Genomic DNA, 14,137 nt, shown 5'->3' with positions numbered 1-14,137 from the left:
CTCAGCTGCCCGCGATCATGGGGATGATTTCGCCCAGGTAGAAATCCGCCAGGGCGGTGGTCATGAAGCTCATCGAGACCCAGAAGACGACCAGCATCAGCCCCACCTTGGGCACGAAGGTCAGTGTCATCTCCTGAACCGAGGTCAGCGCCTGGAACAGGCCGATCACCACCCCCGCGATCAGCGCGACCCCCAGAAGCGGGGCCGAGATCCGGACCGAGATCAGCAGCGCCTGGCGCAGCATGTCGAAAAGGACCGTCTCTCCCATCACGACGTTCCTTCCCTACACCGGCATCCGCAGGATTTCCTGGTACGCCTCGACGACCTTGTCGCGGATCGCCACGACGGTGTTCATGGTCAGCTCGGCCTCGGCGATGGTCTGGACCAGCTGCTGGGTGCTGGTCTGGCCGGTCATGGCGCCGGTTGCGACTTGGTCGACCTGAGCCATCTGGGCGGCGAAATCCTCGGCGGCCTGGCCCACGCGGGCCAGGGCCTCCGATCCCTGCTGGGGGGCCACGGCGGTGCGGGCGGCGGAATAGGCGTTGGCGGCGTTCAATCCGGAAATCATGGGTCGGCCTTTCTAGCGGCGAAGAAGGTCAAGAAGCGATCCGTTCATCTGACGGGTCTGTTCGAACATGCGCAGGTTGGCCTCGTAGCTGCGGCCCGCCTCGCGGGCATCGGCCAGCTCGATCACCAGATCGACGTTGGATCCGTCGTAATAGCCGTCCTGGTCGGCCATCGGATGCGCGGGGTCGTGGATGCGCGGCAGCTCCGACTGGTCCAGCTGCATGCGGCCGGCCTGGACCTCGCCCGTCGTGCGGCCGAAACGGACGGCCTCCTCGAAGGCCACCAGCTTGCGGCGATAGCCGGGCGTGTCGGCGTTCGCGATGTTCTCGGACGTGTGGCGCAGGCGTTCGGTCTGCGCACGCATCCCCGACGCTGCCATGCGCAGCGGTGAAATCTGATCGGTCATGGTGGTGGTTCCTTACCTGCGTCCCAGACTGGACCGCAGCAGGTCCAGCCCCGAGCGATAGATGGTCAGCGAGCGGTCATGGCTGCTCTTGACCTCGGCGGCGCGGACCATCTCCTCCTCCAGCGACACGGAGTTGCCGTTCGGAGAGACGGGGCCCGCGACCTCGATCACCCGCGCCCCGCCGGGCGACCATTGCGGCGCATCCAGGTGGCGGGCGTTCGACACGCGCAGCGTGCCGCCCTCCTCGGCCTGCCGATAGGTCTCGGCAAAGGGCTGCAGGTCGTGGGCCCGGAAACCGGGCGTGTCCGCGTGGGCGATGTTGCGCGCCACCTCGATGTGGCGGGCCTGCGTGTGCTGGCCCATCGCGCGGGCCATCCGCAGCATTTCGATCTTCTCAAACATGAGGCTTCTCCTCAATCTCGATAAACCCGGTCTTAACCCCAATTGGTTTAGAAACCGTTTCAGCCGCCGGATTTTCGACACGCGGCGAAAGGAGACCGGATGGACAAGCTTGAATCGATCGCGCGCCGGCTGTCGCAGCTGCGCTTGGCCACGCATTACGGTCGCGTGCAGTCGATCCGCGCGGGCCTGATCGCCGCCGAAGGGCTGAACGGGCGCGCATCGGTCGGCGACCGGGTGCGAATCGCCCTGCAATCGGGCGATCTGGGCGGAGAGATCGTGGGCCTGTCGCCCCGCGCCGCCCAGATCCTGCCCGAAGGCCCGATCGAGGGGCTGTCGGTCGGCGCCCAGGTGCAGCTGGACTTCGCGCCCCGAATCGCGCCCTGCGATGCCTGGATCGGCCGGATCATCGACCCGTTGGGACAGCCCCTAGACGGTCGCCCGCTGACCCAGGGCCTGACGCGCCGCAGTTTTCGGACCGAAGCGCCGCCTGCCGCCACGCGCAAGCGCCTTGGGGCGCGGCTGGCCACCGGAATGGCGGTCTTCGACACGCTGCTGCCCATCGTCGCGGGACAGCGGATCGGCCTGTTCGCGGGGTCGGGGGTGGGAAAATCCACGCTGCTGTCGCAGATGGCACGCGGTGTGCAGGCCGATGTCGTGGTGATCGCCATGATCGGCGAACGCGGTCGCGAGCTGCGCGAATTCGTCGAAAAGACGATGGGTCCGGAGGGCATGGCCCGTGCGGTGATCGTCGCGGCGACCTCGGATCAGTCGCCGCTGATCCGGCGGCGCTGTGCCTGGGCAGCGATGGCCGTGGCCGAGCATTTTCGCGACCAGGGCCGCCACGTCCTGTTCCTGGCCGATTCGATCACCCGCTTTGCCGAGGCGCACCGCGAGATCGCCCTGGCCGCGGGCGAGCCGCCCAGCTATCGCGGCTTTCCTCCGTCGGTGTCGAACCTGATCATGGCGCTGGCGGAACGCGCAGGCCCCGGCCCGGAAGGGTCGGGCGACATCACCGGCATTTTCAGCGTGCTGGTCGCGGGATCGGACATGGAGGAGCCGGTGGCCGACATCCTGCGCGGGACGCTGGACGGCCATGTCGTGCTGGACCGCACCATCGCGGAACGGGGCCGCTTTCCGGCGGTCGACGTGGTGCGGTCGGTGTCACGGTCGCTGCCCGACGCCGCCAGCGCGGTCGAGAACGCCGCCATCGGGCGGGCCCGCGCGGCGCTTGGCGCCTATGCCGAATCGGAACTGATGATCCGCGCGGGCCTCTATGCGCCCGGTTCGGACGCCAAGCTGGACGAGGCGGTGCGATTGTACCCCCAGCTGGACGAATTCGTGACGCGACGCTGCCCCGGCATCGCGGACAGCTTTGCCGCGTTGGAGGCCGCGCTGCGCCTGCCCATGCGCGCGCGCGCGTGAAACCAAGCGGCGCCGCGTTGCGTTGGCTTAATCAATGTTAGAACGCATGGGGGGACCATTGCGTCCAGAATCCCGATTTGCAACTGTCCGGCTGCCTTAGAAGGAGGGGCGGAATGGCGATTACCGAGTATTTTATCCGCTTCCTTCAACGACGTGACAGTTTGCCCGAACGCGATCTGGCCCGTCTTCGCGCCCTGCGCACCCAGCATGTCAGCTTCGCCTCCGGAGAGGTGATCGTCCCCGTCGACCGGGTCGCAAAACGCAGCTGCATGATGCTGCGCGGCATGTCGGCGCGTTCGCACCGCCTGGTCGGCCGACCCGACGAACGGGTGATCACCGCCCTGCACGTGCCGGGCGATTTCGTCGATCTGCACGGATTCGTTCTGGCCGGGCTGGAACATTCCGTCGTCGCTGTCGGTCCCGCCGAGGTCGAGTTCGTCGATCACGACGAACTGGTCGAGATCACCGAGAACTTTCCGCACCTGACGCGCCTCTTGTGGATGGCGACGCTGATCGACGCGGCGGTGCACCGGCAATGGCTGGTCGCGGCGGCCTCGCTGCGCTCGAGCGCGCATCTGGCCCACCTGCTGTGCGAGGTCTATACCCGCCTGAACGCCGTCGGCGCCGCGGCCGACCATCAGTTCTCTCTGCCTTTGCTGCAACGCGAACTGGCGGATATCCTGGGATATTCACCCATTCATGTGAACCGGGCCGTGCGCGATCTGCGTGATCGCGGCCTGCTGCGCTGGTCGGGGGCCGATGTGTCGATCCTGGACTGGAAGGGCCTGGCGATGCTGGCCCGGTTCGACCCGACCTATCTGGACATGGAGCGTCAGAGCCGCTGAGGTATCATTCGCACAGCCGCCAGCCGCCGTTCCGGGCCGCCATGTCCAGATGCAGGTGGTCGTCATGCGCGGCGTTCGATCCCGGTCCCAGAACGGTGGTGAACAGCAGGCATCCGGTTCCCTGCGCTGCCTTCTGAAAGCTTTCGGCGGCATCACCGTCGCCTTGGCGCGGCTGCACCAGCACGGGATCGCCATCGTCGAAGCGAAAGCCCATCACGTCGATCGCATTGCCATAGCCGTGTTCTGATGGTTTCGGGTCGGCCTCTCCGGTCCCCACGCGGTCGCGGCAGGAATAGGCTGGTCCGGTCTCCAGCGCGGTCAGGCGCGGCGTTTCGGGCAGAAGCCCCGCAGCAGGCTGCAGGAAATCCCGCGTCCACAAGGCCAGCGACAGCGCGGCCGCACAGCGCATCACCGGCTCGCCCGACAGGGCGACGTCGGGCAGGATGCGGCTGACCTGCAGCGGACGGGCGATGCCGCAGTCGCGGTTGTCCGGGTCGGTCACGGGGGGCTGGGGGCGGAATTGCGCGCCCATCACCGACAGCGCCAGTCGGCAGGCGTCATATTCCGCGTCCGTCTCGGCCAAGGTGAACCAGACCGGCGGGGGAGGCGGGCCAAAGGGCTGCGCTGCAGGTTCGTCCGGTACCGATTCGCTGATCGCATCAGGGACCGGGTCCGGCGCTGGCGCCGGTTCCGCAGCTTCGGGCTTTTCGGGCGGGCGGTCGGCGGTCTGGGCGGTGTCAGGCTCTGCCTCAGGGGTGCGCTCCTGCGCCAGGGCGGGGACCACCGCCAGCGTCAACGCGATGATCGTCCCCGCGGCGCGGATCATGGCTGCGACTCTTCCAAGGGCGGGACGACGAACCCTTCGGGCAGCGCGCCGCTGAGGGCATCGCTGAGCGGATCAGGGGTCACGGGCGCTGTGGCATCCGGCGCGGCGGGGATGGCCGCCGGATCCGTGGCCGCAGGGGCCATCGGCGTCGGGGCAGTGGGGGTCGGGGCTGCAGCTGCCGGGGTCGTCGGGGCGACGGTGGCAGGCGCCTGAGGATCGGGCAGCGACAGCGGCTGCGCGGGATCTGGCGTCGTGATCTGGTCGGTCGTGCCTTCGGGCAGCGCGATTTCGGCCACGGGCGGGCTGACCGCGGTGCCGCTGCCGGTCACGTCGGCGATGGTGACCCCGGCATCCAGGAACTGGACCTCGGTGCCGCCGATGGTGACCATGCCGGCCAGCTCCTCGGCATCCCAGTTGGTCAGGCGCACGCAGCCCATCGACTGGTTCGCGAACAGCTGCGACGGGGTGGGCGTGCCGTGGATGCCGTAGGTGGGCTTGGTCAGCCCGATCCAGACGGTGCCCACCGGCCCGTTCGGCCCCGGCGGGATGACCAGCGGACTGTCGTTGCCTTCCTGGCGGAAATTGACGTTGGGATTATAGGTATAGTTCGGGTTGATCGCCACGGTCCGCACATTGTGCGCCCCCTGCGGCGAGGGGGTGGCGCTGCTGCCGATGGTTGCCGGGTAATCCACGACCATCTGGCCGCGGGCGTTGTATCCGGCGACGCGGCGGTTGTCCTTGTCGATGATGATCCGCGTGACCTGGCCGCGCAGGCGGGGATTCGGCGCCATCACCTGGATGGTCGCGCCGGGTACCAGGGCCACGCCGGGGTTCAGGAACTCGATGAACTTCTCGTCCATGTGGAACCGCTCGCCCAGGCGTTCGGCGACGCTGGTATGGGCCATGGCGGGCATCAGCGCCTTTTCCGCGTAATCCGTGGGGATCGACGCGGCCAGCCCGGCGGCGTCCTCGGCGGTGACGACATAGGTCTGGGTGACGGGGCGCGTCGCGAAGGACTGCAGCAGGTTCCAGACATGCGGGTCCATCACGCCGTCCTGGGGCAGTCCCGTGCGGCGTTCGAACGCCTTGATCGCGCTCTGGCTCATCCCGCCCTTGAACCCGTCGATGACGCCCGGAGAGGTTCCCGACCGGTCCAGCAGCAGCTGCACCTTGGCGGTCAGGGCCGACCGGCCCCGGGGCAGATCGCTGCCGTCATACTGCGCGGCCTCGATCTCGGCGGCGGTGAAGGGCAGGTCCGGGGTCTGGGCCGCGGCGGACCAGGCCCAGCCCAGGGACAGGCCAAGGGCCAGCAGCAGCGGTCGGACGGGGTGGGGCGTCATGGGAAGCTCCGATGGTGAAGGCGCAACATCCGGCATCAGGCGGAAAACCGCCAGATAGCGCAGTGGTCACAATCAGGTCAATTCAAGGTTGCGTTCCGCAGTGCGGAATGGCAGCCTGCTAAGTGGAACTGGGAGGAGTTTTATCATGACCACACCGTCGTATCGCACGGCGCTGATGGCTGCCGGCCTGACCGCAGCCCTTGCCGCCCCCGCCATGTCGCAGACCACGCTGATCTATGGCGAGCCCGGTCCCAACCGCGGCGCGCGCGCCGAGGCGACGCAGTGGTTCGCCGATCAGGTGGCCGAACAGTCGGGCGGCGACCTGACGCTGGACATCACCTGGGGCGGGGCGCTCTTTTCGGAAAAGGCCGCCGTCCAGTCCCTGCGCGACGGCGTGGCCGACCTGGGCAGCGTCATCGGCGTCTATTTCCCCCAGGACATGGTGGCCTACGGCATCGCCGACCTGCCGCTGGACAATCCCGATCCGTGGGTGGGCATGAAGGCCACCGACGCGCTGATGCGCAACAACGAGCAGATCAAGGCCAACCTGGCCGCGCAGAACCTGGTCTATGTGGGCACCTACACCACCTCTGCGGTGCAGATGGGCTGCAAGGGGCCGGCGGTGACCTCGGTCGACCAGCTGGCGGGCAAGAAGGTCCGCGGCGTCGGCGCCTATGGCCAGACCTTCCGCGACCTGGGCGCGACTTTGGTCGACATGAGCGTATACGAGGCCTATCAGGGTATGGAGAACGGCCTGTTGGACTGCACCCAGACCTATTCCTACCTGGTCGCGGCGCTGAAGTTCGACGAGGTCTTCGACAGCTACACCTTCATCGACTGGGGCCAGGTCGGCGCGCTTGGCATCGTCATGAACAAGTCGATGTTCGATTCGCTGTCCCCAGAGCAGCAGCAGGTCATCATGACCGCGGGCGAGGGGCTGGCCGACGAATTCGGCCGCATCATCGAACAGGCGAACGCCGAATCGATCAAGATCCTGGAGGATGCCGGCAAGGAGATCGTCAGCTTCTCGGACGAGGATCGCGCGCGGCTGACCGAGGCGGGCCAGCCCTACCTGGACGAATGGGTCGCACGGGCGGATGCCGCGGGCCTGGACGGACAGGCGCTGCTGGACGAATACCGCGGGCTGATCGCGCAATACACGCAGGAGCTGGAAACGCAGGGTTATCCCTGGGAGCGCGGCTGATCCCATGCGCGTGATCGAACGGACACTTCTGGACCTGGCCGTCCTGGCGCTGATCGCGCTGGGGCTGGTGATCTTTGCCAACGTCGCGATGCGTGCGTTCTGGGGAACCAGCGTGCCCGATGCGATCATCCTGGTCCGCGAACTGATGGTCGCGGCCATCCTGCTGCCCATGGCGGCGGCGACGGCGGCGCGCAGCCACGTCGCCGTCACCTTCCTGTCGGACCGCATGCCGCCGCGCCTGCGCGCGACCCTGATCGTGCTGGGCCATGTCGTTGGCCTTCTGGCGCTGATGCCGCTGATCTATGCGTCCTGGCGGGTGGCCGGTCAGGCCTTCGCCTCGGGCGAGTTCTACTATGGCGACCTGAACCTGCCGCGCTGGCCGGGCGTGGCGCTGTTCATGGCCGGGCTGCTGCTGATGTGGGTGCGGCTGGCGATGCTGCTGGTGGGTGACCTGCGGCAGCTGCGCCACGGCGACGTGATCCTGGATGCCGACGGAAACGAGGTGAACTGATGGACCCGATGACGATCGGCCTTGTCGCGATGGCGGCGGTTCTGGTGCTGCTGGCGATGCGCGTGCCCATCGCGTTCGCCCTGGCGGGCGTGGCCAGCGTGGGTACGTTCCTGGTCTATGCCACGCGCTCCGGCGCGTGGATGCCGGAACGGGCGCTGAACCCCACCAGCTCGGTGGTCTTCTCGAACTTCTTCGACCTGGTCCACTCCTACGATCTGTCGATGGTGCCGCTGTTCGTGGCCCTGGGCAACATCGCGTTCTATGCCGGCATCACCACGCGCATCTATGACGCGGCGGCGGTCTGGCTGCGGCCGGTGCGGGGCGGCGTGGCCATGGCATCGGTGCTGGGATGCGGCGGGTTCTCGGCCATCTCGGGGTCGTCGATCGCCTGCGCCTCGACAATGGGACGCATCTGCGTCCCCGAGATGCTGCGCATGGGCTATGACCCCAAGCTGGCCACCGCATCGGTGGCGGTGGGCGGCACCCTGGGGTCGCTGATCCCGCCATCCGTGCTGTTCATCCTGTATGGCATCTTCACCGAGACATCGATCGCGCAGCTGTTTCTAGCGGGCATCCTGCCGGGCATCCTTTCGCTGGCCGGCATGCTGCTGGTCATCGCCTGGTGGGTGAACCGCGACCCGGACGCGGCCCCCCGCGGCGAACGCGGCGATGCCAGCCGGACCGATGCGGCCATCGCGGCCTGGCCCGCGCTGCTGCTGTTCGTGGTCATCGTCGGCGGTATCTATGGCGGCATGTTCACCGCGACCGAGGCCGCGGCCGTCAGCGTCGTGCTGACCACGATCATCGGCTTTGCCCAACGCCGCCTGACGATGGGCGTGATGTGGCGCGCGGTCCGCGAAAGCCTGGTGCAGACCGCGGCGATCTTCCTGATCGCGGGCGCCGCCAAGATCTTCGTCAGCTTCGTCGCGCTGACGGGCATGGCGGGGGCGGTTGTGGGCATGGTGTCGGACGCCGAACTGTCGCTGGCCATGCTGATGCTGGTCGTCGTGGTGATCTATCTGGTGCTGGGAATGTTCCTGGACCCGATCGGGATCATGGTCCTGACGCTGCCCTTCATGGTGCCGCTGATCGAGGGCTACGGCCTGAACCTGATCTGGTTCGGCGTCATCGTCGTCAAGCTGCTGGAGATCGGGCTGATCACGCCGCCCGTGGGCCTGAACGTCTTCGTGGTCAGCAACGTCACCAAGTCGGTGGGGATCGACAAGATCTTTGCCGGCGTCACGCGGTTCCTGGCCGTGGACATGCTGGTCCTGCTGCTGCTGATCCTGTTCCCCATCCTGTCGCTGCTGATTCCGGGGTCCATGTGATGACCCCGGCCCCGGACACGCGCCCCGATTATGAGGACGACCGCAACTTTGCCACCGCGCTGGCGCGCGGGCTGTCGGTGCTGCGGGCGTTCCGGACCGATGACGACGGGCTGAGCAACGCGCAGATCGCGGAACGCACCGGCCTGCCGAAATCGACCGTGTCGCGGCTGACCTACACGCTTGGCTGCCTGGGCTACCTGACGCAGCCGCAGCGCAACGACCGCTATCGTCCCGGCCCGACGCTGCTGGCGATGGGGCATGTGGCGGCGGCATCGCTGGCCTTCCTGGATTCGGCGCAGGGCATGATGCAGGCCCTGGCCGACCAGACCGGCACGCTGGTCCTGTTCGCGGTGCGCGACCGCGACAAGGTCGCCCTGATGCGCACCTGGCGGCCGCAGCGCGCGGCGTCGATCTGGCTGGAGGTGGGCCACCGCCTGCCCATCGCCGGATCGTCGTCGGGCCTGGCCCTGCTGGGCGCCACCACGCGCGAGGAATTCGCGGGCCTGCTGGCCGATCATCCCGAACCGCCGCTGGACGGCGGCACGCTGGAGGATCTGCGGCTGGAGGCGCGCGGCCAACTGATCGCCAAGGGCTATACCGTGGTGCGCCTGGGGCTGCGCTATTCGTCCAACATCTCGGCGGTGTCGGTGCCGTTCCGGTCGGCGCGGCTGGCCGGCCCGGTGATGTTCTCCTGCGGGGCGCTGGACGACGTGCTGCCCGACGACCGCATCCATGCCCATGTCGGCCCCGTGCTGCGCGAAACGGTCGCCCGCCTGCAACGGCTGGTCGGTGCCGACGGCGTGCCCGCCTGGCCCGGCAGCCCGAATGACTGAGAGGTTTTCCCAGATGTCCGTATCCTATGCCCGCCAAGGCCGCATCGGCCTGATCACCATCGACAATCCGCCGGTCAACGCCACGGGCCATGCCGTGCGGCAGGGCCTGATGGACGCGGCGCGTGACTTTGCCGCGGACACAGGCGCAGACGCTGCCGTGATCCTGTGCGCCGGCCGCACCTGGGTCGCAGGTGCCGACATCTCGGAATTCGGCAAGCCGTCGCAGGCGCCGATCCTGCCCGACGTGATCGCCGCCATCGAGTCCCTGGACAAGCCCGTCGTTGCGGCGCTGCATGGCACCGCCCTGGGCGGCGGGCTGGAACTGGCCCTTGGGTGCCATGCGCGGATCGCGGCCCCCGGCACCCGCATGGGCCTGCCCGAGGTGACCCTGGGGCTGCTGCCCGGTGCGGGCGGCACGCAACGCCTGCCGCGCCTGATCGGCACCGCCGCCGCCCTGGACATCATTACCAGCGCCCGCCAGGTTCCCGCCGCGCAGGCGCTGGACCTGGGGCTGATCGACGCGCTGTCGCAGGGCGATCTGACCGCGGACGCGATCGCGCTGGCCGATACGCTGGCGGGCCAGCCGCCGCGCCGGACGCGCGATCTGCCCGCACCCGCCCCGGACCCGGATGCCGCGCAGGCGCTGAAGGCTACCCTGGCGCGCAAGCTGCCCGGCCAGATCGCGCAGGCGACGGCGGTGGACGTGGTGACCGACGGCCTGGCACAGCCCTTCAACCAGGGCATGGCGATCGAGCGCGCGGGCTTTATGGCGCTGATGGACAGCCCGCAGCGCGCCGCACTGATCCATGCCTTCTTTTCCGAACGCGCCGTGGCCCATCTGCCGCAGATCAAGGGCGTGACACCGCGCCCCCTGGACCGGATCGGCGTGATCGGCGGCGGCACGATGGGCGCGGGCATCGCGGTGTCCTGCCTGCTGGCCGGGCTGGACGTGACCCTGATCGAACGGGACGACCAAGCGACCGCCCGCGCGCAGGCGACGGTCGGCGACCTGCTGGCGGGGGCCGTCAGCCGCGGCAAGCTGGCCGCCGCGCGCCGGGATGCGATCCTGTCCGGGGCATTCCGCACCGACACGGATTACGCGGCCCTGGGTCAGGCCGACCTGATCGTCGAGGCGGTGTTCGAATCGATGGAGGTCAAGGAACAGGTCTTTGCCGCCATCGACCGCGTGGCAAAGCCCGATGCGGTGCTGGCGACCAACACGTCCTATCTGGACGTGGACCGCATCGCCGACGCGACGCGCCGCCCGCGCGACGTGATCGGCCTGCATTTCTTCTCTCCGGCCCATGTCATGCGCCTGCTGGAGGTCGTGGTCGCGGACCGCACCGCCCCCGAGGTCGTGGCCACGGGCTTTGCCTTGGCCAAGCGCCTTGGCAAGATCGCGGTCCGCGCGGGCGTCTGCGACGGTTTCATCGGCAACCGCATCCTGTCGCATTACCGCGCGGCGGTCGATGCGATGGTGCTGGACGGTGCGTCGCCCCAGCAGGTCGACCGCGCGCTGACCGATTTCGGGTTCGCCATGGGCCCCTATGCGGTCAGCGACCTGGCGGGCCTGGATATCGGCGCGATGACCCGCCAGCGCAAGGCGGTCGACCGCCATCCGCGCGACCGTGTTCCGGTCTTTGCCGACCGCCTGTACGAACAGGGCGATCTGGGCCGCAAGACGGGGCGCGGCTATTACGTCTATGCCGACGACAAGCCGCAGCCGAACCCGGACCTGCCCGCGATCCTGGACGCGGTGCGGTCCGATCTGGGCATCACGCCCCGCGATTTCGACGACGCCGAAATCGTCGCCCGCACCATGGCCGCAATGGTGAACGAGGCTGCCCGCACGGTGGCCGACGGCACCGCGCTGCGACCGCTGGACGTCGATGTGGTGATGCTGAACGGATACGGCTTTCCGCGCTGGCGGGGCGGGCCGATGCACTGGGCCGACGCCCACGGTCTGGACCGCATCCTGTCCGACATCCGCCGCTTTGCCGAAGACGACGACCATTTCTGGCAGCCCGCGCCGCTTCTGGCCGAACTGGTGGCCGACGGCCGCGGCTTTGCCGACCTGAACCAAGGAACATCCGCATGAAACAGCCCGTGATCGTCTCGACCGCCCGCACCGCCATCGGGCGCGCGAAACGCGGCGCCTTCAACCAGACCCACGGGGCCGTGCTGGCCGGCGCCACCGCCCGCGCCGTGGTCGAGCGTGCGGGCATCGACCCCGCGCTGATCGAGGACAGCCTCTGGGGCTGCGGCTATCCCGAGGCCGCGACGGGCGGCAACATTGCCCGCCAGGCGGTGATCCGCGCGGGCCTGCCCGACAGCATCGCGGGCGCCACGGTCAACCGCTTCTGCGCATCGGGCCTGCAGGCGCTAGCGCAGGGCGCGCAGATGGTCGCCCATGAGGGCGCGCGCGCCGTGCTGGTCGGCGGGGTCGAGAGCATCTCGATGGTCCAGCCGCCCGTGCGCCATTCGCGCGAGGCCTGGATCGAGGCGAACCGCCCCGACCTCTACATGACCATGCTCGAGACCGCCGACATCGTGGCAGCCCGCTATGGCGTCAGCCGCGAGGCGCAGGACGCCTATGCCGTCGAATCCCAGGCCCGCACGGCCGCGGCGCAGGCTGCCGGGATCTTCGACGACGAGATCATCCCGATGACGGTCACCATGTCCGTCACCGACAAGGCGACCGGCGAGACCGCCGACCGCGAGGTCACCATCGCCGCCGACGAGGGCAACCGCCCCGGCACCACGCTGGAGGCGCTGGCCAAGCTGGAGCCGGTGCGCGGCGCGGGCCAGTTCATCACGGCGGGCAACGCGTCCCAGCTGTCCGACGGGGCCGCGGCGCTGCTGGTGATGGAGGCCGACCTGGCCGCATCGCTGAACCTGGAACCGCTTGGCGCCTTCCGCGGCTTTGCCGTCGCGGGCTGCGCGCCCGACGAGATGGGCATCGGCCCGGTCTTTGCCGTGCCGCGCCTGCTGGAGCGCCACGGGCTGACGGTCGATGACATCGACCTGTGGGAGCTGAACGAGGCCTTCGCCAGCCAGTGCCTCTATTGCCGCGACACGCTTGGCATCGACCCGGCAAAATACAACGTGAACGGCGGGGCCATTTCCATCGGCCATCCCTTCGGCATGACCGGCGCGCGCACCGCGGGCCATCTGCTGCGCGAAGGCCGCCGCCGGGGCGCCAAATGGGGCGTCGTGACCATGTGCGTGGGCGGTGGCCAGGGCGCCGCCGGACTTCTGGAGATCTTCTGATGGACATGAGCTTTACCCCCGAGGAAACCGCCTTCCGCGACGAGATCCGCGCTTTTCTGAAGGCCGAACTGGACCCCGCGCTGGCCCGCAAGGTGCGGCTCCATCACGACCTGACCAAGGCCGAGATGGAGGGCTGGCACGCCAAGCTGCAATCACGCGGCTGGCTGGCCGGGAACTGGCCCAAGGAGTTCGGCGGCGCGGGCTGGACCGCGATCCAGCGCCACATCTTCGAGGAGGAATCGGCCCGCGCGCACGCGCCGCGCATCGTGCCCTTCGGCATCGCCATGCTGGGGCCGGTCCTGCAGAAGTTTGGGTCCAAGGAACAGCAGGACTATTGGCTGCCCCGCATCCTGAACGGCGACGACTGGTGGTGCCAGGGCTATTCCGAGCCCGGCGCCGGATCGGACCTGGCCAGCCTGCGCTGCGAGGCCGTGCGCGACGGCGACCACTATGTCGTCAACGGGCAGAAGACCTGGACCACGCTTGGCCAGCACGCCAACATGATCTTCTGCCTGGTGCGCACCAATGCCACCGGCAAGAAGCAGGAGGGCATCAGCTTCCTGCTGATCGACATGGAGACGCCCGGCGTCACCGTGCGCCCCATCGTCCTGCTGGACGGCACGGCCGAGGTGAACGAGGTCTGGTTCGACAATGTCCGCGTGCCCGCCGCCAATCTGGTCGGCGAGGAGAACCAGGGCTGGACCTATGCGAAATACCTGCTGACGCATGAGCGCACGAACATCGCGGGCGTGGGCTTTGCCACCGCCGCGCTGGACAACCTGAAACGCGTGGCCAAGGCGCAGCGCCATCGCGGCCAGCCCCTGTCCGACGATCCGCTGTTCGCCGCCGAAATGGCGGGCGTCGAGATCGAGCTGATGGCCATGTCCACCACCAACCTGCGCATGCTGTCGGCGGCGGCCCAGGGCCAGGCACCCGGCATCGAGAGCAGCATGCTCAAGATCAAGGGCACCCAGATCCGCCAGCGGCTGGATGCGCTGACCCGGCGCGCCTATGGCGGGCAGGCGATGGCCCTGACGCTGGAGGGCAACGAAGGCCCCGAGGGCGCCGACGAGGCCCTGGCCGCCAGCGCCACCTGGCTGAACAACCGCAAGCTGTCGATCTATGGCGGCTCGAACGAGGTCCAGCGCAGCATCATCTCCGGCGCGCTGGCGAAAGGATAAGC

At 68.6% G+C, this 14,137-nt stretch carries 15 protein-coding genes; 9 read left to right on the top strand and 6 right to left on the bottom strand.

What is annotated here, in order from left to right; genetic code table 11:
• Nucleotide 1: 1 nt before the first annotated feature.
• From FHD67_RS03255 to FHD67_RS03240, 4 genes are read right to left on the bottom strand one after another with little or no spacing between them, the layout of a single operon-like run.
• Nucleotides 2-268 carry a flagellar biosynthetic protein FliQ gene (locus FHD67_RS03255; RefSeq protein ID WP_042250834.1) on the bottom strand — a complete coding sequence of 89 codons (267 nt, stop codon included), beginning with the start codon at nucleotides 266-268 and terminating at the stop codon, nucleotides 2-4.
• 15 nt (nucleotides 269-283) lie between these two features.
• Complete coding sequence (gene fliE, locus FHD67_RS03250; protein ID WP_127897719.1) at nucleotides 284-568, bottom strand: flagellar hook-basal body complex protein FliE; 285 nt, start codon at nucleotides 566-568, stop codon at nucleotides 284-286.
• 12 nt (nucleotides 569-580) lie between these two features.
• On the bottom strand, nucleotides 581-973 hold the full coding sequence (gene flgC / locus FHD67_RS03245) for a flagellar basal body rod protein FlgC (RefSeq protein ID WP_139597798.1): 393 nt from the start codon (nucleotides 971-973) through the stop codon (nucleotides 581-583).
• Nucleotides 974-985: 12 nt separating this feature from the next.
• Nucleotides 986-1,375 (bottom strand): FlgB family protein, encoded by a 390-nt coding sequence (locus FHD67_RS03240; protein ID WP_139597797.1) that lies wholly within the window; start codon nucleotides 1,373-1,375, stop codon nucleotides 986-988.
• A gap of 99 nt (nucleotides 1,376-1,474) precedes the next feature.
• On the opposite strand from FHD67_RS03240, the gene FHD67_RS03235 reads away from it, so the two are divergent.
• Both FHD67_RS03235 and FHD67_RS03230 read left to right on the top strand, forming a co-directional pair.
• On the top strand, nucleotides 1,475-2,797 hold the full coding sequence (locus FHD67_RS03235) for a FliI/YscN family ATPase (protein WP_046000726.1): 1,323 nt from the start codon (nucleotides 1,475-1,477) through the stop codon (nucleotides 2,795-2,797).
• Between the two features lie 113 nt (nucleotides 2,798-2,910).
• On the top strand, nucleotides 2,911-3,642 hold the full coding sequence (locus FHD67_RS03230) for a Crp/Fnr family transcriptional regulator (protein WP_045980973.1): 732 nt from the start codon (nucleotides 2,911-2,913) through the stop codon (nucleotides 3,640-3,642).
• Between the two features lie 4 nt (nucleotides 3,643-3,646).
• Here the strand turns inward: FHD67_RS03230 and FHD67_RS03225 are convergent, their stop codons facing one another.
• Together FHD67_RS03225 and FHD67_RS03220 are read right to left on the bottom strand one after the other, a co-directional pair.
• On the bottom strand, nucleotides 3,647-4,468 hold the full coding sequence (locus FHD67_RS03225; RefSeq protein WP_046000727.1) for an extensin-like domain-containing protein: 822 nt from the start codon (nucleotides 4,466-4,468) through the stop codon (nucleotides 3,647-3,649).
• Nucleotides 4,465-5,808: a L,D-transpeptidase family protein gene (locus FHD67_RS03220; protein ID WP_139597796.1), complete on the bottom strand. Its 1,344-nt coding sequence runs from the start codon at nucleotides 5,806-5,808 to the stop codon at nucleotides 4,465-4,467. The genes FHD67_RS03225 and FHD67_RS03220 overlap by 4 nt, the downstream gene beginning before the upstream one ends.
• Nucleotides 5,809-5,953: 145 nt before the next feature.
• Here FHD67_RS03220 and FHD67_RS03215 point away from each other — a divergent pair, with 145 nt between their 5' ends.
• Genes FHD67_RS03215 through FHD67_RS03185 form a run of 7 tightly spaced genes read left to right on the top strand, consistent with a single transcriptional unit; the run spans nucleotide 5,954 to nucleotide 14,135 of the window.
• A complete protein-coding gene (locus FHD67_RS03215; RefSeq protein ID WP_046000728.1) occupies nucleotides 5,954-7,012 on the top strand; it encodes a C4-dicarboxylate TRAP transporter substrate-binding protein in 1,059 nt (352 codons plus the stop codon).
• A gap of 4 nt (nucleotides 7,013-7,016) precedes the next feature.
• Entirely contained in the window at nucleotides 7,017-7,523 is a 507-nt protein-coding gene (locus tag FHD67_RS03210) for a TRAP transporter small permease (RefSeq protein ID WP_045980970.1), read from the top strand.
• Nucleotides 7,523-8,851, top strand: coding sequence for a TRAP transporter large permease (locus FHD67_RS03205; protein WP_139597795.1), 1,329 nt, complete (start codon nucleotides 7,523-7,525; stop codon nucleotides 8,849-8,851). Before FHD67_RS03210 ends, FHD67_RS03205 begins: the two co-directional genes overlap by 1 nt.
• Nucleotides 8,851-9,684, top strand: coding sequence for an IclR family transcriptional regulator (locus tag FHD67_RS03200; protein WP_139597794.1), 834 nt, complete (start codon nucleotides 8,851-8,853; stop codon nucleotides 9,682-9,684). The genes FHD67_RS03205 and FHD67_RS03200 overlap by 1 nt, the downstream gene beginning before the upstream one ends.
• A gap of 13 nt (nucleotides 9,685-9,697) precedes the next feature.
• A complete protein-coding gene (locus FHD67_RS03195; protein ID WP_246071205.1) occupies nucleotides 9,698-11,782 on the top strand; it encodes a 3-hydroxyacyl-CoA dehydrogenase NAD-binding domain-containing protein in 2,085 nt (694 codons plus the stop codon).
• Nucleotides 11,779-12,954 (top strand): acetyl-CoA C-acyltransferase, encoded by a 1,176-nt coding sequence (locus FHD67_RS03190; RefSeq protein WP_139597792.1) that lies wholly within the window; start codon nucleotides 11,779-11,781, stop codon nucleotides 12,952-12,954. The genes FHD67_RS03195 and FHD67_RS03190 overlap by 4 nt, the downstream gene beginning before the upstream one ends.
• A complete protein-coding gene (locus FHD67_RS03185) occupies nucleotides 12,954-14,135 on the top strand; it encodes an acyl-CoA dehydrogenase family protein (RefSeq protein WP_046000732.1) in 1,182 nt (393 codons plus the stop codon). Before FHD67_RS03190 ends, FHD67_RS03185 begins: the two co-directional genes overlap by 1 nt.
• Nucleotides 14,136-14,137 lie beyond the last annotated feature (2 nt).

It is taken from the genome of Paracoccus haeundaensis (assembly GCF_006239215.1).
GTDB classification, from domain to species: domain Bacteria; phylum Pseudomonadota; class Alphaproteobacteria; order Rhodobacterales; family Rhodobacteraceae; genus Paracoccus; species Paracoccus marcusii.
The sequence above is the reverse complement of the archived record's forward strand: the minus strand, read 5'-3'. Positions and strand labels throughout refer to the sequence as shown.

Coding starts and splice junctions, on each gene's coding strand:
- flgC (WP_139597798.1), bottom strand. CDS start 973: ATGACCGATCAGATTTCACCGCTGCGCATGGCAGCGTCGGGGATGCGT.
- FHD67_RS03190 (WP_139597792.1), top strand. CDS start 11,779: ATGAAACAGCCCGTGATCGTCTCGACCGCCCGCACCGCCATCGGGCGC.
- FHD67_RS03255 (WP_042250834.1), bottom strand. CDS start 268: ATGGGAGAGACGGTCCTTTTCGACATGCTGCGCCAGGCGCTGCTGATC.
- FHD67_RS03215 (WP_046000728.1), top strand. CDS start 5,954: ATGACCACACCGTCGTATCGCACGGCGCTGATGGCTGCCGGCCTGACC.
- FHD67_RS03200 (WP_139597794.1), top strand. CDS start 8,851: ATGACCCCGGCCCCGGACACGCGCCCCGATTATGAGGACGACCGCAAC.
- FHD67_RS03210 (WP_045980970.1), top strand. CDS start 7,017: ATGCGCGTGATCGAACGGACACTTCTGGACCTGGCCGTCCTGGCGCTG.
- FHD67_RS03195 (WP_246071205.1), top strand. CDS start 9,698: ATGTCCGTATCCTATGCCCGCCAAGGCCGCATCGGCCTGATCACCATC.
- FHD67_RS03225 (WP_046000727.1), bottom strand. CDS start 4,468: ATGATCCGCGCCGCGGGGACGATCATCGCGTTGACGCTGGCGGTGGTC.
- FHD67_RS03185 (WP_046000732.1), top strand. CDS start 12,954: ATGGACATGAGCTTTACCCCCGAGGAAACCGCCTTCCGCGACGAGATC.
- fliE (WP_127897719.1), bottom strand. CDS start 568: ATGATTTCCGGATTGAACGCCGCCAACGCCTATTCCGCCGCCCGCACC.
- FHD67_RS03205 (WP_139597795.1), top strand. CDS start 7,523: ATGGACCCGATGACGATCGGCCTTGTCGCGATGGCGGCGGTTCTGGTG.
- FHD67_RS03220 (WP_139597796.1), bottom strand. CDS start 5,808: ATGACGCCCCACCCCGTCCGACCGCTGCTGCTGGCCCTTGGCCTGTCC.
- FHD67_RS03230 (WP_045980973.1), top strand. CDS start 2,911: ATGGCGATTACCGAGTATTTTATCCGCTTCCTTCAACGACGTGACAGT.
- FHD67_RS03240 (WP_139597797.1), bottom strand. CDS start 1,375: ATGTTTGAGAAGATCGAAATGCTGCGGATGGCCCGCGCGATGGGCCAG.
- FHD67_RS03235 (WP_046000726.1), top strand. CDS start 1,475: ATGGACAAGCTTGAATCGATCGCGCGCCGGCTGTCGCAGCTGCGCTTG.